Source organism: Peptoniphilus indolicus (assembly GCF_900454665.1).
In the GTDB taxonomy this organism is placed as follows: domain Bacteria; phylum Bacillota; class Clostridia; order Tissierellales; family Peptoniphilaceae; genus Peptoniphilus; species Peptoniphilus indolicus.
Map to the genome: position 1 here is coordinate 1,580,279 of NZ_UGTH01000001.1, position 20,442 is coordinate 1,600,720.

Genomic DNA, 20,442 nt, shown 5'->3' on the forward strand with positions numbered 1-20,442 from the left:
AATTCTTATCTCTTTCTTATTTTGATTTTAAGTGTTAAACTTATATAAATAAATCTTTTTACAAAGCTAATGAAAATGATTATTGACATGTGGGGAGGTAAATATATACTAAAATCAAGCGATGGCTATTATAGAGTTTGTAATTCTAAGGTTTAAAGCAGTAAACTTTAGTTAAGGAGATAAAATGAAAAAAGTATATAATATTTTTATGTTGTTGTTTTCTTTTGTTTTAATAGTGTTGTGTGTAAAGAAGACAAGCATAGATGAATTTAAAAGAGTTATGGAAAACCCATTTAGAAATGGTGTTAAAATAGAACAACAAAAAGGGTCAAAAGAAGTTTTAGAAAAATTGTTGGATATGTCTAAAAAATACAATTTGACAATAGTAAAATCAATAAACGAACATAGTAGTGTTGATTATTACATCTATTCGCCGAATAATGAATTTCAAAGAAATATTTTAAAAATTTCAGATGATAATTTTAAAACTATTACAAATATGCCAAGTGATTCAAAAGAAAAGGTCTTTAGCATGTTATATAATAATAAAATAAATTTTAAATCACTTGAAGAATTAAAAAATATAAGTCTTGAGGGAATCTATAATATCTATGGCGAAAGCTCAAATATATTTTTGAACGATTTAGAAAAAGTTAATACGGAATATCAAGAATTTTTTAATGTTTCTATAGAAAATAGCGATAAATACCATGGGAAGGGCTTTAATGATAATTATGAAAGCGATATGTATTTGATATTATCTATGGGAATGTTGGTAATCGCTTGTGTATTGGCTATGTACTTGGTTGATTCAAATGAGAGAGGATTTGCCATAAGAAAATTAAATGGGCATGATGAAAATACTATATTAAAGAGGACTTTTTTTAAAGATATAGGATTTCCTTTAGCTTTAAGTGTAGGTATAAGTATTATAATTTCAATTTTATTTATATATTTAAAAGGTTACTTATCAAGAGTAGAAAATCTTTATATATTTTTTAAAGGATTAAAGTACTATATTATATTTTTATTTGTACACTTAGTTTACGTAGCCTTATATTTAAAATTTAAATTGAGTAGACTAAGAGCTAAACAAATGGCAATGGTAATAAAATCCGGAAGACGAAACGGCAATATTTTAAATCAATTGACAGTTATGGGGTCGATTTTTATTGTAGTCATTAGTTTGGTATGGCTCTATCCGGATGCAAGTGAGCTGGCATCTAAGAAGAGTATGATGAATAACTATAAAAAGTATATGGACTATACAAAAGTGGGTGTTTGGAATTCTAAGGAGGTAAAAAATGAAACAATATATAAATTGGGAGAACTTTGGAAAATTTTAAATGACAACGGGGCAATTTTGTTTAGTAAAATAGGCGAAGATGATGCAAAAGTTCCAATTAATTATATTTACATAAACAAGAAATATATAGAGATTTCAAATTTAAAAGACCAAAATAAATCGCTTCAAAATTTATCTGATGACTCAAAGGTTATGGATATTATTGTGCCAAAAAAATTAAGGGAATATGAAAGTGATATTTTACAAAAGGCTCATATGTACCACGTGAGAGATAAGTTTTTGTACGAAGATATATTGAATAAAACAGACTACTATTCTGAAAATATAAACAATCCTGATTATAGGGAAAATATATACTATATAGAAGATAGTAAAAATTTATTTAATTTCTCTAATGCTGCTAGATCAAATGGCAATGATGTATTTCTTGTAATAAATAATAAAAATGTAAACGGTAATGCCTATATACCGACATTACCGGAATTAAATATACCAAATGATAAAGTGCTTGAACAGAAAATTGAACAATTTTTTCAAAGCGATAGCATGAGGCGTACTACTGACTACACTATTACTCCATTAAAGGTTGCATTAGGAGATGGGCTTAGGTTTTATGAAATAAATGTGAAGATAGCTGTTTCTGTGTTTATATTTAGTTTATTATTTTTACTAATGTCAATCTACACTTATGCGTCTGTATATTTTCAAAATAATAAGAATAAAATTTCTATTAAAAAATTCTTAGGATTTGATTTTTTCAAGATACATAAGAAGATTATGATAAATTTTGTTGTATCTGAAATATTAATTTTTGCATTATCAATAGCAATGGCTAAGTATTTTGAAAATAGTATTAAATATTTTTATGCATTGAAACCCGCGGTAGTAATAAATATATTAGTTTTATCTATAAGCTTTATAGTTTTCATATTTACTTTGAGAAGAAATGAAAAATATAAGATTGTAGAAGTATTAAAAGGAGAATGATATGGAAAAAATCATAGAATTAAAAGATATATCCAAAAGCTATGGGGAACATAATGTACTAGAAGGTTTTAGTGATATATTTTCAACCGGAGAAATGGTTGCCTTGGTTGGAAAGAGCGGAAGCGGGAAGAGTACGTTGTTAAATATTATAGGTCTGTTGGAAAATAGTGATAGCGGAGAAATAATTTATAAAGGTCAATCCATAGGCAATATTGATTCTAAACAAGCTATGCGGATTAGAAGATATGGACTGGGATATGTATTTCAAAATTTTGCATTGGTTGAAAATGAAACTGTTCTAGAAAATTTAAAACTGGCACTTGAGTATAGAAAAGAAGCAAATAAAATGAGTTTAATTGAAGAGGCTTTGAACAATTTTGGGCTGAAAGATTATGTAAACCACAAAGTATATCAGTTATCTGGGGGACAACAACAGAGAATAGCTATGGCGAGAGTTGAGTTAAAACCTTGTGATGTTATTTTAGCTGACGAACCTACGGCATCTTTAGATAGAGAAAATGGGGCTGTTGTAATGGAAACTTTGAAAAGATATAGAGAGGAAGGAAAATTAGTAGTTATAGCAACTCATGATATGGAAATAGCTAATGAATGTGATAGAGTAATTAATTTAGATTAAATTATAGTTTAAAAATAATTTTAAATAGAGTAAATTATGAAGCCTACAGTAAAGTTGGCTTCATTTTTATATCTAATTATAATCATAAGGGTTGGAGCATAAGTTTGATTAAGATTAAGGGTTAGTAAATATATGATTATTAGAAAATATATTTTATTTAGCAATATATATTCGTAAAATGTATAATGTTAAATATTGACAACAGATATTTTTTGAAGTAAAATTAAAAATTTGACTTAAGTAGTGAAATAGTATATAATAATCATGATAGTTTTCGCACGTGTAGAGAGGACGGTAATCCATGAATCAAATGTATGAAATAAGAAATGAGTTGGAAGAAAATCTTGGCAAGAAAGTTATCATAAAAGCTAATAAGGGTAGAAAGAAATACATTACAAGACGTGGTGTTTTAGAGTCTGTATATCCTAGTTTGTTTTCTATTTCTGTAGAAAATGGCGATGAAAAATCAATAGTAACTTATACTTACTCAGATGTACTTACTGAGACGGTTAAAATTTTAATTTTAGATGATGATGTTGATTTTAGCGACTTGAAATCAAAAAAGATATCGTAAAATAGAGATAGAGCCTGAAGGCTCTATTTTTTTGTGTTATAATTTCAAAGAGGTGGATATGGTGAAGTCGTATGCGAAAATAAATTTATCTTTGGATGTGGTGTCTAAAAGAGAAGATGGCTACCACAACATTGCAAGTATTATGCAGAGAATAGATATTTATGATGAAATGGAAATTGAAAAGTCGGATGTTTTTAAATTTTTCTCTGATATGGAATTACCTGATGAGAACACTGTAACTAAGGCGTACAAGATAATTACAGAGTATATTGGAAGAGAATTGCCTGTTGGTATTAAATTGTATAAGAAAATTCCAACCGGAGCCGGACTTGCCGGTGGATCAGCTAATGCTGCGACTTTGTTTGAAGAGATAAATCGGATTTATAATTTGAATTTGAATACAGATGAGCTTAGAGAACTTGGGGTTAAGGTTGGAGCTGATGTTCCATTTATGATAGGAGGAAAAACTGCACTTTGTGAAGGAATAGGCGAAGCGATTACAGATTTGGATATTGATTTTAAAAAGTTAAAAGCTCTTATTGTTAATCCGGGGTTTGAAGTAAGTTCTAATGAAGTTTATTCAAATATGAATTTAAAAGTTGATAGGGTTGATTTCAATTCACTAATATATGCATTAAGGAATGAAAATTTAGTAGAAATTTCTAAATATCTTAGAAATGATATGGAAGATTTCGTGTTTAAAAAATATATTGAAGTGGAAAATATAAAGAAAGAGATTTTAAAGTACACAAGTGCTACACTTATGAGCGGTTCCGGCTCTACTGTGTATGGTCTTTTTGACAACGAAGAAGCTTTAATGAAGGCGTATAATAATTTTAGAGAAATCTATAAAAATACTTACATGGTGAATTTAATATAATGGTTTATTTGATTGATGATTCAATAGGAGCGCTTATTTTTTTAAATGAGTGTAATGTGGGCGGTAATGTAATCATAGATAATATGTACTGGCCCTTGGCGATGATGCCAAAGACAATTAAATATAGGATTGATAATATTGAAAAAAATACAAATGGGAAGTTGATATGCACTAATCCATCTATGTCTATTTTTTTCGAAGATGCTATCACTGGAATTGAATCATTTAAAAAAGATTTTGAAGCAAAAGAGGGAGTGGTGTTGTCCAACAAAATTTTTGCTGAAAAGTTTAATGGTGTAGATGTTCAAGTTTTAGCTAATACTGTGGTGGATGGAAATGTGAGCGAGTATGTTGCCAAAAACTTATTGGATTCTTACATAGGTGATGCAAAAGTTGTCTATATTATGGAGCCTTGTATTCATTATTACAGAGAGTTTATGGAAAAGTTTTATCCGAATGTAGAGTTTAGGTTTTTATTTGACTATTTAAAGGCTGAGATTATAGGATTAGAATTTACAAAGAGTAAGTTCTACGTTACTGGAAATAGAATAGGACTTTATATGGGGGCTGAAGAGCTACTTGGAGGGAACTATTCTTCTTTTAGGAGATTGAAATGGTAGAAATTGATGATTTTCAAGAAATTCTTGAGGAATTATATGAAGAACTTCCTGAGAGTATTTACGATGGTCTTACAGGCGGAATAATTGTTGAAGAAGAATGTAAGTACTATGAAGATGAACCTGGTCTTATATGTCTTGGAGTATATGAAAGAAGTATGCTTGGGAAGTGTATAAGAATTTACTACGGCTCATTTATGAATATGTATTCTTGGTATGATAGAGATAGTTTAAAGGATGAGCTTAGGAAAACTCTACATCATGAATTGACTCATCATATAGAATTTTTGGCTAAAGACAATGATTTGGAGTTAGAGGACATAGAATTTTTGAATAAGTATAGAGAAAATAAGGAGAGTTAATGAATAAAATCGCAGGTTATTTTTATAAGTCGGTGGGGTCTATAATAGACTATACACTTCAAGGGCTGATATATATTTTTACAGTGTTAGTAAATATATTTTCGTCTATAAAACAGTTGTTTGGTTTAGTTTTTTCGGCGGCCGGATGTTTAATATTATTTTTTATATTCAATCCTTTCTTTTTAGCAGCACTTTTGAGAAGCCCTTTATTTTGGATTGGAGTATTGTCTTTAATAGTTCCGATTATAGGGACAATTGCCGTAAGTTATTTGAAGTATATCCACTATATGGCGACTGAATATTTCTATGATAAGGCAGATTTTTACATACTTGGAAGAACTGCAGCTTATAAGAGAATGGAAGATTATGGGAATAAATATAGAGAAAATCTTGAAAGGGAGAGATTAAAAAGAGAGCAGGAGAGAAGAAAAAGACAAGAGGAAGAATTTAGAAGACAATTTGGAAATTTTGGAGAAGGTGCTCAATGGGGAAGTTGGACTTTTGGCTCTTTTGAAGATTTTGAACAATTCTTCGGACAAGCTCAAAGTGGGGGCTATTATAATGGCTATGGTCAACAAAGTGGAAATCAAAATCAGAGATATCAAGCTCCTAATTCATTTAAAAATCAGTATGAATCAGCTTGTGATGTCTTAGGAGTTCCCTATACAGCAGATAAGTATGAAATAAAGTTGAGTTATAGAAAAATGGCTAAGATTTACCATCCGGATTTAAATAAAGCAGAAGATGCTGCAGAAAAATTTAAACAGATAAATAATGCGTATGAGTTTTTAAACGATGAAAATATTGTGAGGTATAAGAATTTACATTGAAACAGAAACAAAATTATAATTTTTTAATGGAACAAGAGTTAAAAAGATTAGACCATAGACCAACACTTTTATTACACGTTTGTTGTGCTCCATGTTCATCAGCTGTAATAGAGAGAATGGTAGAATATTTTGATATATGTGTGTTGTTTTATAATCCAAATATGGACACTGATGTTGAGTTCATCAGAAGAGCAGAAGAGATTGATAGACTTTTGAGTGATTGTGGGTGGAGTGTGGATGTAAAAGTTTTAGACTATAACCACGATGAGTTTTTAGAAATTGCAGAGGGTCTTGAAGAAGCTCCGGAAGGCGGAGCAAGATGTATGAAATGTTATAGACAACGTCTTGAAAAAACTGCCGAGTATGCAGCTGATAATGGGTTTGAATATTTTACTACAACACTTTCAATAAGTCCCTATAAAAATGCAGAGGCATTAAATTCAATAGGTAAAGGGCTTGAGAAAGAATACAATGTAAAATATTTGTATTCGGATTTTAAAAAGAAAAATGGGTTTAAACGTTCGACAGAACTTTCAGAGGAATATGGACTTTACAGACAAGATTATTGTGGATGTGAGTTTTCTAAAGTGGAGAGGTAAGTGCCTCTCCATTTTTTGTTTTGAAATAAAAATTAGCCCTGTAGTATAAAATTAATCTACAGGGTTGGGTTTAAAAATTTAATATAGTTCTTCGATTTTAAAGAGTTTATGCAAATTATTTATGATGTCAGAAGCTATCATAGAGTCCATACTCAATTCTTCTGCGGCAAAATCTCCCGCCATTCCGTGAATAAACACTCCAAGCTTGGTTGCAGCAAATGGTTCAATATTTCTCCCAAGAAGTGAGGTAATTATACCTGATAGGACATCTCCTGAACCGGCCGTTGCCATACCGGGGTTACCTGAGTTATTAATGTAAGTCTTGTCTTTTGAAACAACAATTGATTTATTTCCCTTTAAAACTAAAATTACATTGTATTCGCTTGCAAATTTTTTGGCAGATTCTAATCGATTTTCATTTATGTAGTCAGAAGACAATCCACTAAGTCTTGAAAATTCAACCGTATGTGGAGTGAGAATAGTTGGGTATGTCCTTGTCTTTAGTAAGTCTAAATTTTTGGCAAGCAAGTTTATTCCGTCGGCATCTATTAGAAGTGGTTTTTCTAAAGTTAAGACGGCCTTTAATATTTCTTCAGCTTCTTTTTCCGTTCCGATTCCAGGACCTATACAAATTGAATTTAAATTTTGTAGAAATTCTAACATTGAATTTAAATCATCAAAACTTTTTGCAATTGGTTCTACATATTTTAGTGTCATAATATCTAAAATATCTTTTGAAACAACATTGTATACAAGACCTGAGCCAGTTCTAAGAGCTGAGTTACTAGCGAGGTATGCTGAACCTGTCATACCTTTTGAGCCGGCAATTATTCCGATTTTTCCATAAGTTCCCTTGTGTGAAGATGGGTCTCTTTTTTTTAATATTCCCTTTATTTCTGATGGGATGTAATACGATTCAAAAAATTTTTTCATAATTCACCTACTTTTAATTAATATTATCATAAGGAGTTGATAAAATAAAAAGGCTTGAGATACACTCAAACCCATAATTATTTATGCTCTATTACATATTCAAGAATTTGTATTGCGTTTAGCGCCGCTCCTTTTCTTGTGTTATCTGAAACACACATAAAGTTTATACCATTTTCAACAGAATGGTCACGTCTTATTCTACCAACGAAGACTTCATCTTTTCCGGTTGCAGTGATTGGCATAGGATAGATATTATTTTTTACATCATCTTGTAAAACAATACCTTCTGAATTTTTGAAGATATTAAAAATTTCTTCAACTTCAAATGGTTCTTCGGTTTCCACTACAATATTTACCATATGACTTTCAAAAACTGGTATTCTAACGGCAGTGGCAGTTATTCTTAGAGAGTCATCAGATAAAATCTTACGACTTTCATTTACCATCTTAAGTTCTTCTTTTGAATATCCATCTTCAGTAAAATCATCTATGTGAGGAATTGCATTGTGTGAGATTTGGTAAGGATAAAATTTATTCTTTCCACCCCAATCTCCTAATTTTAAATCATCAATTCCATTTACTCCACTACCTGCAACTGCTTGATAAGTAGTGTATATAATTCTCTTTATTCCAAAATTTTTATATATAGGGTTAAGAGCAACTACAGATTGTATTGTAGAGCAATTAGGATTTGCTATAATTCCGTTCGCCTTCAAAGCTTCTTCCGGATTTATTTCAGGTACCACAAGAGGAACTTCAGGATCCATTCTAAAAGCTGAAGAGTTATCTACAACAGTTATTCCGTTTTTAGCAGCTAAGTTAACATATATTTTTGCAAGTGGAGAATCAAGTGCTGAAAGAGCATAATTAATATTATTATTTAACAAATTTTCTTCATTTAATTCGATTATTGTATATTTTTTACCCTTAAAATAGATATCTTGCCCAGCAGAATTTTTTGAAGCAAAGAAGAATATATTATCAAATTTAAAGTTTCTCTCAGCTAAAATTCTTCTCATTTTTTGTCCGACAAGCCCTGTCGCACCAAGTATTGCTAAATTTATCATCTATTTCCTCCCGTCTTTTTAAGTATTTTAGCATTATAATAACTATTTTTCAATATCATATATTCATTAACTTATACTTATAATTTTAAATGAGTGGTATAATAAATCCAAAAGAGAAAGGGAAAAGTTGATGATAAATATAGCATTTTTAGGATATGGCACAGTTGGGAAAGGTGCATACAAGATAATTAATGAAAAGAAAAGTGAAATAGAGTACTTTGTAGGCGATGAAGTAACAGTAAAAAAAATATTGAGAAGAAATATAAATGTTACCACAGAAGATGGAAGAGCAATTTTCACTTCTGATTTTAATGAAATTGTAGATGACGAAGATATAAGTTTAATTGTTGAGATGACAGGAGATTTAAAATCAAGTTATGAGTATATAAAAAGAGCTCTTGAAAACAAAAAACACGTTATTTCAGCTAATAAAGCAGTTGTAAGTGAATATTTTGATGAGTTTAATAAATTAGCTGATAAAAATGGGGTATCATTTTTATATGAAGCCGCTGTTGGAGGAAGTATTCCAATAATAACTCCATTAAAGAGCCAAGCTATCATAAATAAAATAAATAGAGTGCGAGGAATTTTAAACGGCACTTCTAACTATTTGTTGAGTAGAATGTATAACGAAGGAAAATCTTATTCAGAAGTTTTAAAAGACGCTCAAGAACTTGGATATGCAGAGAGTGACCCATATGATGATGTGGAAGGCGTAGACACTCTTAGAAAGTTGACAATATTATCTACAATTGCATTTAATGGCATTGTAAAAAATGAAGACATTTTGAGATTTGGTATATCTAAGATAAATGATACAGATATCGAATATTTAAAGTCTAAGAATTTAAAGGTTAAGTTAATGGCAGAGAGTGTGCTTGAGAGCGAAGCTTTTTCAGCCGTGGTAGAACCTGTTGTCTTAGATGAGAGAGATAATTTATACAATATCGAAGGCGCGGATAATAGTGTGGAAATTTTTGGAGAAAACTACTCTTCACTTGTATTTAAAGGCGAAGGCGCTGGAAGTCTACCGACTGGGAATGCAATTGTTTCAGATGTGATTGATGTGCTAAGAGGAGCGGCACTAAAAGTTAAAACGGATGAGAGTTTAATTTGTAGCAATAAAATAGATGCTAAGTACTATGTCAGAGTTCCAAAAGATTTTAGTTTAGATGTTGAAGTTGAATCTGAAGAAGTTATTGGAGAATATAAGGTATTTAAAACTGAGAATGTATCGAGAGAAACCCTAATTGAAAAATTAAATTGTGAAGATTATTTTATGGCGAGGTATGAAATTTAAATAAAGGTCGTGATAAATTGAAAATAAGTAATGAAGCAATGGAGTATTTAAATAAAAATAATGCTGATTATATAGTTATAAACTCTGAAATTTCTTTTGATAGAGTCGCGTCATGTTGTGCAAATGCTGTAAATCCAAAATTTGATATGAATGTAAGTTTTGGAAACGGCACAGTTGATGAGAAAAATTATGTTGTAAAACAGTATGAAGATAAAAAAATTTATATAGGTCAAAAGGCTGAAGAACTTATCGGAAATGATTTTATAATAACATTGAAAAAGAGTTTATTTTCTAAAAAATTAATTGTAGAAAATTTTGAAGCTATAGATTTAACTCACGTTGAAGATATGAAAGGTAAGATAGGAGGCTAAATTGAAAGTTTTTATAACAAGTAGAGTACCTAAAGAAATTTTACAGAGAATTGAAAATTTGTGTGAAGTTGATTATGAAGATTCTAATATACCGTTAAAAAATGATGAGATAGTCGAAAGACTTAAAGGTGTAGAGGTCTTGATATGTCCGCTTTCAGATAAGATAACAAGAGAAGTTTTAGAGAGTGAGAATGCTAAAAATTTGAAGTTGGTTGCAAATTATGGCGCTGGATATGACAATGTGGATATAAAAGCTGCGAGAGAGAATGGAATTGATGTGACAAATGCTCCTGCGCCGTCATCTGCAGTTTCTACTGCTGAACTTTCTTTTGCTCTAATGCTTGCAACTGCAAGAAAGATAGTGCAAGGCGAAAAGAATTTAAGAGAAGGTAAATTCTTTGGTTGGAGACCAACTTATTTTCTTGGTGAGGAACTAAAAGGGAAAACTCTTGGTATAATAGGTATGGGAAATATAGGCAAAAATCTTGTAAAGAGAGCATTGGCATTTGATATGAATGTAATTTATTATTCAAGAAATAGAAAAGAAGACATAGAAGCTTTAGGAATAGAGTATTTATCAAAGGATGAAGTGATAAAAAATTCAGATTTCTTGTCTTTACACACTGCTTTTTCTCCTGAGTTAAAGCATATGATAGGGGAAAGAGAATTTAAGATGATGAAGCCTACGGCACATTTGATAAATGCAGCAAGAGGACCTTTGGTTGATGAAAAAGCTCTTGCAGAAGCTCTAAAGAATAAAGAGATACGTTCAGCGGCGCTTGATGTATATGAATTTGAGCCTAATGTTACAGAGGAATTGCTTGAATTAGATAATGTTGTATTAGCTCCACACCTTGGAAATGCAACAGAAGAGGCAAGACTTGAAATGGGAAATGCAGTGGCAGATAATTTAGAGGATTATATTGCCAAGAGAAATTTAAGGAATAGGGTGAATTAATGAAAATTGGAATTGGGTCAGACCACGCAGGGTTTGAATTAAAAGGAAAATTGAAAGAACATTTAGAAGCTAAAGGCTATGAAGTTGTAGATTATGGAACACATTCGCTTGATTCAGTAGATTATCCTGACTACGGAAAAGCTGTTGCAAATGCAATTTTAGCAGAAGAAGTTGAAAAAGGAGTTTTAATTTGTGGAACAGGAGTTGGAATTTCAATTTCTGCGAACAAAGTAAAGGGAATTAGAGCTTGCGTATGCTCAGAACCATATTCAGCAAAGATGAGTGTAAGACATAACAATGCTCAAATAATTGCAGTTGGCGCTAGAGTTGTTGGCGAAGACCTTGCAAAGCTAATAGTTGATGAATTTTTAGCAGAAGAATTTGAAGGTGGCAGACATCAAAGAAGAATCGACAAGATGCTGGAAATAGAAAAATAATAAAATGATTTTATTACGCTCTCCAATTTTTAAAAGTTGGAGAGTTCTTTTATTTTAAAGGCTTTCAAAAGTGAGTTAATTCAAGTATACTTTCTATAGTATGAGGAGGGCGTATGAACAAAATTATAACTAAAATTATTTTAATTGTATTTATCTTTATGTTGATACCAACAAAAATTTTCGCATCAAATTTTGACACAGAAAAGATAAATGACTACACAAAGTGGTTGAGAAATTATCAAGATGGTTACAGAATTCAAGTGCCGGTAAATTCTGAAATCGAAATGAAGAGAAATTTGCTGTCTACAGAAATTAACTTCTTTGATGTGAATATGAAAATTTTTATTCAAGATTTGAACAAAGACTTCAACTATGAAACATATGAGTATTATTCACTAAGAGGAGTAAGAAACACTAAAGAACATAAAGTATCATTCGATGGAAAAGTTAGCACAAAATTGGGGAATATGCACAAGATAAAATTCACAAGACAACACTTAAGTGCAATTGAAAATGACAAACCTAATTATATGATACTGTTTAAAAACTTAGGAGGAAAAGCTCTTACAGTTATGATTAAGAGTAGCACACCGATAAATGAAAAATTGGTTGTGCCAATGGTGGAGTCAATTAAGTTTGATGTTGCAAAAAATCCTAAAGCTCCTGAAAAAGTGCCAAATAGTATGAAAGATGGAAACTTTGATAGACTTCTTGATAAGAAGACATTGGAAGTATATCAAAAAGATTTTAATTCAGAGCATCCGACAACTTGGGGATTGTATTCAGTGGATTTTTGGAGATTTCCAGACACTACAAATGTTGAGTCAGAAATAGGACATAAATTTAAATATGCATTGGTGTATCACGATTTTAGTTTTCCAAATTCTCAAGTAAAAGATGCACTTGATGTGGCTATGATACAAGAGAAGACAGTTGAGTTAACTTTCCAATCTCAAATAGTGGACGGAGAAAATCAAACCTATGATGTTTTAGATGGAAAGTACGAAAATTATTTCAGAGAGCTTGCACGAATGATAAAAGTTAAAAAGTTGCCTATTTTATTTAGAATAGGAAATGAAATGAACGGAGATTGGTGCGCTTACTCAGCTTACAATACGGGGCTTGATTCTGATATTTACAGAGAATTCTATAACTACATCTACAAAATATTTGAAGAAGAGGGAGCAAATCCATATATATTATATGTGTTTAACCCAAACGGCAGAAATTTCCCAAACTTTAATTTTAATGACGGTTCAGAATACAGACCAAGCGTTGAGAAATACGACATAGTTGGAATGACACTTTACAACACCGGAAATTATTATTCATTTGAAAAATGGGAGACATTTGATGAACTCTATACACCACTTTATAAAAAAATGGTGAATTCATACGACAAACCACTTATGATAACAGAGTTTTCTTCTTCAACAGTTGGAGGAGATAAAGTCAAATGGACTAGAGATATGTTTGAGGCTTTAAAAAAGTTCGACAAGATAAAAGTGGCTATTTGGTTCAGTGGAACTGACTTAGATGAAAACAAAAATCCTGCAAGAACCTATAAAATTGATGAACCAAAAGAAGTGTTGCAAGTGTTTAAGGAAAATTTACCAAAGAATAGATAAATTGAAAAAATAAACTTTGTTTATAAAATCAAAAATATAAAATTGGCCTATAATTTAATTATAAGCCAGTTTTTATATTTAAAAGAAAGATGAATATTTAGTAAATAGTCATAATAAAAGGTTTATGATATAATCTATATCAAATCAATGAAAACGAATTCTCAAGGTTATTTATTATAAAGAAGTTATATAGTGTAATTTATGTGATAATCTAACTTTATAAAAAATTTAGATGCATTAAAATTTATTTAAAATATACAGTGATACCATAAAAATAGTGATTAGGGAAATATGGTAAAATTTATTGATAGTACTTAGGAGGAAATATGAAAAATCTATCAAAGAGAACTATTGTTTATATAGGATTATTTATAATTATATTTGCTATAGGATTTAGTAAAGTTTATATGAAATATTATAATAGTGATAAAAAAATTATGAGTGATGTTTCAAAATATATGGTTGAAGAGAATGGAGAGAGATACTTCAACTTAGAAAAAGCTAAAAAAGATAGAGTTAGAGAAAAAGTAATAAATTTAGGAAATTTAGTAAATGATTTAGCTGATGTTTGGGAATTTAGAAATTTAGAAGAAACAGAAGATAATAATGTATCTAAGAAAGTAATATATGGGAATTTTTGTGGAAAAGATAATAATGGATGGGATAAAAATCCTATTGATGATTTAGATGCAGCTTGTAAAGGATTTGCTAAATGCTCTTTATACAACAAAGATAACACGGGTTGTAGTATCCAATTTTGTAAGGAATTAGATTGGGTGATAGAATTTGCTCAAGATGGGAGTAGGAAAAAAGAATATGCTATGGCATTAAGAGTTTTGTTTGGATATAAGAATCAATGAGTTTTTATAAAACAATTATTAATGAAAGAGATTTAAAGATAATTTACCAAAGAATAGATAAATTGAAAAAATAGTTTGACTTTAATTTATTTAAGTGTTAGAGTATATACAATTTAAAAAAACAGACGATTGTAAAAGAGGCTGCGAATTTCATCAGTAAGAAATGAAAGGGGAATTCGCCGAAGGGAAACCTGGGGATGCGTAGAATATGCGTATAACTGTCTATCTAAGAGTGCCCGCTTTTGGATAGAGGTGCTTTTACAAATCGGGGGCGAAAGTAAACCATGGTGCTTTTGCTCATGGTTTTTTTGTATTTAAAGGAGGGATTATGAAAAGAGTTGTTATGAAGTTTGGCGGCAGTTCAGTTGCCACAATAGAAAAGATAAAGAAAGTTGCGGAGATTTTAAAACGTCGAAAAAACGGAATGAACGACATAGTTTGTGTAGTATCAGCCATGGGAGATACTACAGATGAACTACTAAGCCTTGCTGGAGCACTCTCTAAAAATCCTTCAAGACGTGAACTAGATATGTTGCTGGCAACAGGAGAGATGGTTTCAGCTTCTCTACTTGCAATTGCGTTAAACGAAATTGGAGAAAAGGCGATAGCTTTAAATGGAGCTCAAGCGGGTTTTGAGGTTAAAGGTAGATATGGATTTGCAAAAGTTGTTGATGTAAATACTTCGAGAATAGAACGCGAGTTATCTGAAGACAACATTGTAATTGTTACTGGGTTTCAAGGTATGAATTCTAAAGAAGATTTTTCAACTTTGGGAAGAGGTGGCTCGGATACTTCGGCTGTTGCAATAGCTTCGAAACTTGGAGTGGATTGTGAAATATACACTGATGTAGATGGGATATACACAGTTGACCCAAGATTTCACAGTGAGGCGAAGAAGTTATCAAAAGTATTTTATGATGAAGCTATGGAGATGGCGCACTTAGGTGCAAAGATAATAGATCCAAGGTCTGTTGAGATTGCTAAAAAGTACGGAATAAGAATTTACGTTGCGCTTAATAGTGCAAATGTGTTGGGAACATATATAGGAGAGGAAAACGTGGAAGAAAGTATAATTTCAAATTTATCTGTTCAAGATAATATTTTATTAGTGAAAAAGACTTTAAGGAATGAATCTGTTGCTGAGCTATTTTTAAATTTGGCTAAGGAAGATGTAAATATAGACATAATTTCAAAGATGGACACTGAGGGGAAAACTCTTGTAAGATTCACATCTGTGGTGGATGAAAGAGATTTGATTGAAAAAGTTGCTGACGATTTTGAATTTGTAGAAAATGTTTCAAAGGTTAGCATAATAGGAAATGCTATGAGAAATCAACCGGGAGTTGCAGCGAGAGTATTCGATTTATTAAATTCTAACGGAATAAATTTTCACGGACTTTCAACTTCTGAAATATCAATTTCAATAATTGTGGATACGTTGGTAAAAGAAAAAGTTATGAGTTTATTGATTCGTGAATTTGAACTGTGAGGTGCGAGATGAGTATTTTTAGAGGTAGTGGAGTTGCATTGGTTACTCCTTTTAATGAAAATGGCAGTGTAAATTACGGTGTGTTGGATGAGTTATTAGAGTATCATTTGGAAAACAAAACTGATGCAATTGTAATAGTTGGAACAACAGGTGAAGCTTCAACTTTGACAGACGAAGAGCAAGTTGAAGTTGTAAAGTTCACAGTAGATAAAGTAAATAAAAGAATACCTGTAATAGCTGGGGCTGGTTCAAACGACACAAGACACGGAATAAATTTATCAAAGATGATAGAAAATGTTGGAGCAGATGCCCTACTTCAAGTTACACCATACTACAATAAGACTTCTCAAATGGGACTTTTAAAACATTATGAAGCAATGGACAATGCTGTAAATATACCAATGATAGCTTATTCTGTTCCAGGTAGAACTGGAATGGGAATAACGCCTGAGAGTGTAGTTGAAATTTCAAAGATGAATAATTTTGTAGCACTAAAAGATGCGACTGGAGATTTGGGATACACAGCAAAGGTTGCTTCTATGATAGATGAAAATTTTGATATCTATTCAGGAAATGACGATGTAGTTTTACCGCTATTATCTCTTGGAGGTATAGGAGTTATATCAGTTTGGGCAAATATTTTTCCAAGGGAAGTACATGAGATGTGCGAAGCATTTTTCAACGGAGATATTTTAAAAGCAAGAGAAATCCAACTTAAGTTTAAAGAATTTATAGACGCATTATTTATGGAAGCAAGCCCTATTCCATTAAAAGCTGCAATGCAAATTTTAGGTTATGAAGCTTGTAACTTGAGATTACCACTTTATGAAGCGAGTGAAAATACTAAAGAAACACTCTCAAGAATTTTAAAAGGACTTGGTAGGTTATGAGAATATTTTTAGTTGGGATAACTGGTGCTATGGGAAGTACAGTGCTGAGTTTAACAAATGAAGTTGTTGCTGGATATGCTTCTGAGTCAAAATATATCAATGGTATAAAAGTATACGATAAATTTGAAGATGTAGCAGAAGAATTTGATGTAATTTTAGATTTTTCTAATAGAAACATAACGAACGATGTACTTTGTTTTGCAAAAAGAGTTAAAAAACCACTTGTGATTGCAACAACAGGTCTTGATTCAGAAATAGAGGGCAAAATTTTAGAATTGTCGAAAGAAATATCAATTGTATATTCTAAAAATTTCTCTATGGGAATGAATGTAATGAGCGAAGTGGTGAAGGTATTGACGAAAGCTTTAAAAGAATTTGATATAGAAATAATAGAAAAACATCACAATCAAAAAGTTGACGCACCTTCGGGAACGGCGAAAATGTTATTTGACTCAGTAAAAGAAGAGAGAGAAAATGCAGAGGCTGTGTATGACAGAACACAGATGAGTGAGAAGCGAAAAGCTGAAGAGGTTGGGATTTCAGTAGTAAGAGCAGGTAGTATAGTAGGAGAACACTCAGTTATATTTGCGGGACTTGATGAAGTTTTGGAGATAAAGCATCAAGCGGGTTCTAAAAAGATTTTTGCAAGCGGAGCTTTAAAAGCTTGTGAGTTTATAGTTGAAAGAAGTAACGGAATTTATGATATGAAAGATGTAATGAGGGGATAAAGATGATAAAAGTAGGTATAGTTGGATATGGAAATTTAGGTAGGTCATTAGAAGCTTTAATTGACTTAGAAGAAAATATGGAGCTTGTTAGAATTTTTACAAGAAGAGACCCTAATTCTATTAATAATGAAAGAATGGAGTCTTTGAAAAATATTTTAGATTACAAAGACAGAATAGACGTCATAGTATTAGCTCTTGGTTCAGCAATAGATATTCCTGAAATGGGGCCTGAGATTGCAAAGAATTTTAACACAGTGGATTCATTTGACACTCACGCAAAAATTCCGGAATATTTTAGTGAGATGGATAGAATTTCAAAAGAAAATAATTTAGTTTCTTTTATTTCAACAGGCTGGGACCCAGGTTTATTTTCATTAAATAGAATGGTTGCAGAAAGCATTCTTCCTCGTGGGAATACTAACACATTCTGGGGGAAGGGAGTTAGCCAAGGACATTCCGACGCAGTTAGAAGAATAGCGGGTGTAAAGAATGCAGTACAATATACATTGCCGAAACAAGAAATTATAGAAGATATATATAATGTAGAGAGAGATTTAAAATCATACGAAGCTCATTCCAGAGAAGTATTTGTTGTAGCTGAAGAAGGTGTAGATAAAGAAGCTATAAGAAGAGAAATAGTTACAATGAAAAATTATTTTGACGAATATGAAACTACTGTACACTTTATATCACAAGAAGAATTTGAAAGGGAACATACGGGAATGCCTCACGGAGGTCATGTGATAAGAGTTGGAGAAACTCCAAATGGAAAGGAAGTTTATAAATTTACACTTGAATTAGATAGCAATCCTGATTTCACAGCTTCTGTAAATGTGGCTTGTATAAGAGCTTGCCAAAAATTTTTTGAAAATAATAGTTTTGGAGCTCATACTGTTCTAGACACTCCACCAATATATTATATTGACTTCAATTCACGAAATGCCATTGAAAAATATTTGTAAACTATATTTAATTTTATAAACATAAGGGTATAAAAAAATTGGCTCTATTAAAAATTTTTAAATTTATATAGTAAATATTTTGACACTAAAAAATTTATTATGTAAAATAAAGAGCGTGTTTATAAATATTATACTAATGGGAGGAATCGATGGAGAGAACAGTAGTAGAACTAGGGATGTTTGAGACCCTGTTCTTAGCGGTAATAGGTATATATTTGGGTGATTTTTTAAGAGCTAAGTTCCCGGCACTTAAGAAATACTGTATACCTTCAGCGGTAGTAGGTGGAACAACAATAGCAATCATAACAATGATTTTATATTATGCTAACATTTTAGAACCAAATTTTGACTTCAAAACAGTTAATACTTTGTTCTATTGTATATTCTTTGCGGCAAGTGGTACAGCTGCAAGTATGGCACTTTTGAAAAAAGGTGGTAAGCTAGTAGTAATCTTTGCAATTTTAGCAGCAGTATTATCAGCAGGACAAAATGCGGTTGCTTTAGGAGTAGGTTCAATTTTAAAAGTAAACCCTCTTATTTCAATGATGACTGGTTCAATTCCTATGACAGGTGGACATGGTAATGCTGCAAGTTTTGCTCCAATAGCTGTTGAAGCTGGACAATCAGCGGCAATGGAAGTTGCAATAGCTTCAGCAACATTTGGTCTTATCGCAGGTTCTATGCTAGGTGGACCTTTTGGTAACTTCTTAGTTAAGAAATATCACTTTGAAGACCCTGAACTTGATAACAATTCAAGAACTCTAACAGATACAGTTTCTGATATTTTATTCAACAAAAAGACTGTTATGTCAGCTGTATATATGTTGATGGTTGCTTGTGGTATAGGTCAAGTTATATTCTTAATACTAAAATATTTCGGACAAAACTTCCCAATACACGTTTGTTGTATGTTCGGGGGTATTATGGTTAGATTATTCTTAGATAAAACTAACAGAGTTAACGACAGTATTTTAGAAGCTTTAGATACAGTTGGAGAGTTCTCTCTTGGATTGTTCGTATCTATGTCAATCGTAACAATGAAGTTATGGCAATTGGCTGGACTAGGCGGACAATTAGTAGTACTTCTAATAGCGCAAGTTGTATTCATCTTACTATTCGTTTACCTATTAACATTCAGATTATTAGGAAAGAATTACGATTCAGCAGTTATGGCAGTAGGTCACCTTGGATTTGGTACAGGAGCTGTTCCAGTTTCAATGACAACTATGAAAACTGTTTGTGATAAGTATAGATACTCTAAGATAGCATTCTTTGTAGTTCCAGTAATCGGAGGATTCATCAGTAACATTACTAATGCAATCATAATTACTAAATTCTTAGACATTGCACTTAAATTAAACGCAGGTATGTAAGAACATTTTATAGCAGGGCTTAGGCTCTGCTATTTTTTATGGATTTTATTAAAAGATAAAGCTAAACTTTTAAATTAAGTTATAATGTATTTAAGAATTTAATTTGTTAAGGAGTAAATATGTTTGCGATAGTTAATGTAGATGAAAATTGGGGAATAGGTGCCGACAATGATATGTTGGTGCATTTAAAAAGTGACTTAGAATTTTTTAAAGAAACTACTATGGGTAAATTGATTTTAATGGGAAGAAAGACTTACGAAACACTTCCAGATAAAAAGCCACTACCTGGCAGAAGAAATGTAATTTTGACAAGAAGTGATATAAATCCAGAAGGATACGAAGTGATACACAGTCCTGAAAAAGCTATGGAGATATATTCTGAAATGAATCCTGATGATTTTGCAATCATTGGTGGAGCTGAAGTGTATAAAATGTTTTTGCCTTATTGTGAGAAGGCGATTATAACTAAAACTCACACTGCATTTGAACGTGTAGAAAAATATTTTCCAAATTTAGATGAATATGAAGATTGGGAAATTGAATCAGAAGGGGAAACTGTTGAAGATCCACAAATTGATTATCATATAGTTGTCTATAAAAACAATAATGTGAAAAAATGGGACGGAGTAAAATTCTAATATAAAAGTAAAATCA

The 20,442-nt window shown here is 31.3% G+C and carries 22 protein-coding genes and 1 riboswitch; of the genes, 20 read left to right on the plus strand and 2 right to left on the minus strand.

Annotated elements, in window-relative coordinates:
- Positions 1 to 184: 184 nt before the first annotated feature.
- The 8 genes from DYE58_RS07540 (at position 185) to DYE58_RS07575 (ending at position 6,792) form a co-directional block, all read left to right on the plus strand.
- Positions 185 to 2,293: a DUF1430 domain-containing protein gene (locus DYE58_RS07540; RefSeq protein ID WP_115312159.1), complete on the plus strand. Its 2,109-nt coding sequence runs from the start codon at positions 185 to 187 to the stop codon at positions 2,291 to 2,293.
- Position 2,294: 1 nt separating this feature from the next.
- The gene (locus tag DYE58_RS07545; protein WP_004820979.1) at positions 2,295 to 2,930 is read left to right on the plus strand and encodes a putative bacteriocin export ABC transporter; all 636 of its coding nucleotides are present in this window, start codon (positions 2,295 to 2,297) and stop codon (positions 2,928 to 2,930) included.
- A 301-nt stretch (positions 2,931 to 3,231) separates the two neighbouring features.
- Complete coding sequence (locus tag DYE58_RS07550; protein ID WP_004820981.1) at positions 3,232 to 3,504, plus strand: Veg family protein; 273 nt, start codon at positions 3,232 to 3,234, stop codon at positions 3,502 to 3,504.
- Between the two features lie 58 nt (positions 3,505 to 3,562).
- The gene (gene ispE, locus DYE58_RS07555; protein ID WP_004820983.1) at positions 3,563 to 4,384 is read left to right on the plus strand and encodes a 4-(cytidine 5'-diphospho)-2-C-methyl-D-erythritol kinase; all 822 of its coding nucleotides are present in this window, start codon (positions 3,563 to 3,565) and stop codon (positions 4,382 to 4,384) included.
- Positions 4,384 to 5,004: a hypothetical protein gene (locus tag DYE58_RS07560; RefSeq protein WP_004820994.1), complete on the plus strand. Its 621-nt coding sequence runs from the start codon at positions 4,384 to 4,386 to the stop codon at positions 5,002 to 5,004. Before ispE ends, DYE58_RS07560 begins: the two co-directional genes overlap by 1 nt.
- Complete coding sequence (locus tag DYE58_RS07565; RefSeq protein WP_004820995.1) at positions 4,998 to 5,363, plus strand: metallopeptidase family protein; 366 nt, start codon at positions 4,998 to 5,000, stop codon at positions 5,361 to 5,363. Before DYE58_RS07560 ends, DYE58_RS07565 begins: the two co-directional genes overlap by 7 nt.
- A complete protein-coding gene (locus DYE58_RS07570) occupies positions 5,363 to 6,193 on the plus strand; it encodes a DnaJ domain-containing protein (RefSeq protein ID WP_004820997.1) in 831 nt (276 codons plus the stop codon). Before DYE58_RS07565 ends, DYE58_RS07570 begins: the two co-directional genes overlap by 1 nt.
- Complete coding sequence (locus DYE58_RS07575; protein WP_004821000.1) at positions 6,190 to 6,792, plus strand: epoxyqueuosine reductase QueH; 603 nt, start codon at positions 6,190 to 6,192, stop codon at positions 6,790 to 6,792. Before DYE58_RS07570 ends, DYE58_RS07575 begins: the two co-directional genes overlap by 4 nt.
- A 78-nt stretch (positions 6,793 to 6,870) precedes the next feature.
- Here the strand turns inward: DYE58_RS07575 and DYE58_RS07580 are convergent, their stop codons facing one another.
- Positions 6,871 to 7,725 (minus strand): NAD(P)H-hydrate dehydratase, encoded by an 855-nt coding sequence (locus DYE58_RS07580; RefSeq protein WP_245946073.1) that lies wholly within the window; start codon positions 7,723 to 7,725, stop codon positions 6,871 to 6,873.
- A gap of 77 nt (positions 7,726 to 7,802) precedes the next feature.
- Positions 7,803 to 8,792 (minus strand): aspartate-semialdehyde dehydrogenase, encoded by a 990-nt coding sequence (locus tag DYE58_RS07585; RefSeq protein WP_115312160.1) that lies wholly within the window; start codon positions 8,790 to 8,792, stop codon positions 7,803 to 7,805.
- Between the two features lie 130 nt (positions 8,793 to 8,922).
- Here DYE58_RS07585 and DYE58_RS07590 point away from each other — a divergent pair, with 130 nt between their 5' ends.
- The 12 genes from DYE58_RS07590 to DYE58_RS07645 all read left to right on the plus strand — a co-directional run bounded on the left by DYE58_RS07590 (position 8,923) and on the right by DYE58_RS07645 (position 20,426).
- The gene (locus DYE58_RS07590; protein ID WP_040552339.1) at positions 8,923 to 10,092 is read left to right on the plus strand and encodes a homoserine dehydrogenase; all 1,170 of its coding nucleotides are present in this window, start codon (positions 8,923 to 8,925) and stop codon (positions 10,090 to 10,092) included.
- Between the two features lie 17 nt (positions 10,093 to 10,109).
- Positions 10,110 to 10,463, plus strand: coding sequence for a hypothetical protein (locus tag DYE58_RS07595; RefSeq protein WP_115312161.1), 354 nt, complete (start codon positions 10,110 to 10,112; stop codon positions 10,461 to 10,463).
- A 1-nt stretch (position 10,464) separates the two neighbouring features.
- Entirely contained in the window at positions 10,465 to 11,421 is a 957-nt protein-coding gene (locus DYE58_RS07600) for an NAD(P)-dependent oxidoreductase (protein WP_004821012.1), read from the plus strand.
- Positions 11,421 to 11,858 (plus strand): ribose 5-phosphate isomerase B, encoded by a 438-nt coding sequence (gene rpiB, locus DYE58_RS07605; protein WP_004821013.1) that lies wholly within the window; start codon positions 11,421 to 11,423, stop codon positions 11,856 to 11,858. The genes DYE58_RS07600 and rpiB overlap by 1 nt, the downstream gene beginning before the upstream one ends.
- A 113-nt stretch (positions 11,859 to 11,971) precedes the next feature.
- Complete coding sequence (locus DYE58_RS07610) at positions 11,972 to 13,486, plus strand: glycoside hydrolase family 26 protein (RefSeq protein WP_004821015.1); 1,515 nt, start codon at positions 11,972 to 11,974, stop codon at positions 13,484 to 13,486.
- Between the two features lie 326 nt (positions 13,487 to 13,812).
- Positions 13,813 to 14,346 (plus strand): phospholipase A2 family protein, encoded by a 534-nt coding sequence (locus tag DYE58_RS07615; RefSeq protein ID WP_004821016.1) that lies wholly within the window; start codon positions 13,813 to 13,815, stop codon positions 14,344 to 14,346.
- 127 nt (positions 14,347 to 14,473) lie between these two features.
- A riboswitch (Lysine riboswitch) is annotated at positions 14,474 to 14,612 on the plus strand.
- A gap of 62 nt (positions 14,613 to 14,674) precedes the next feature.
- Positions 14,675 to 15,835: an aspartate kinase gene (locus tag DYE58_RS07620; protein ID WP_004821017.1), complete on the plus strand. Its 1,161-nt coding sequence runs from the start codon at positions 14,675 to 14,677 to the stop codon at positions 15,833 to 15,835.
- A gap of 8 nt (positions 15,836 to 15,843) precedes the next feature.
- Complete coding sequence (gene dapA, locus DYE58_RS07625; protein WP_004821019.1) at positions 15,844 to 16,725, plus strand: 4-hydroxy-tetrahydrodipicolinate synthase; 882 nt, start codon at positions 15,844 to 15,846, stop codon at positions 16,723 to 16,725.
- On the plus strand, positions 16,722 to 17,453 hold the full coding sequence (gene dapB, locus DYE58_RS07630) for a 4-hydroxy-tetrahydrodipicolinate reductase (RefSeq protein ID WP_004821020.1): 732 nt from the start codon (positions 16,722 to 16,724) through the stop codon (positions 17,451 to 17,453). The genes dapA and dapB overlap by 4 nt, the downstream gene beginning before the upstream one ends.
- Positions 17,454 to 17,455: 2 nt before the next feature.
- Positions 17,456 to 18,415 (plus strand): diaminopimelate dehydrogenase, encoded by a 960-nt coding sequence (locus DYE58_RS07635; protein WP_115312162.1) that lies wholly within the window; start codon positions 17,456 to 17,458, stop codon positions 18,413 to 18,415.
- Positions 18,416 to 18,564: 149 nt separating this feature from the next.
- On the plus strand, positions 18,565 to 19,788 hold the full coding sequence (locus tag DYE58_RS07640) for a sodium/glutamate symporter (protein WP_004821024.1): 1,224 nt from the start codon (positions 18,565 to 18,567) through the stop codon (positions 19,786 to 19,788).
- Positions 19,789 to 19,907: 119 nt separating this feature from the next.
- Positions 19,908 to 20,426 carry a dihydrofolate reductase gene (locus DYE58_RS07645; protein WP_004821027.1) on the plus strand — a complete coding sequence of 173 codons (519 nt, stop codon included), beginning with the start codon at positions 19,908 to 19,910 and terminating at the stop codon, positions 20,424 to 20,426.
- Positions 20,427 to 20,442: the final 16 nt, after the last annotated feature.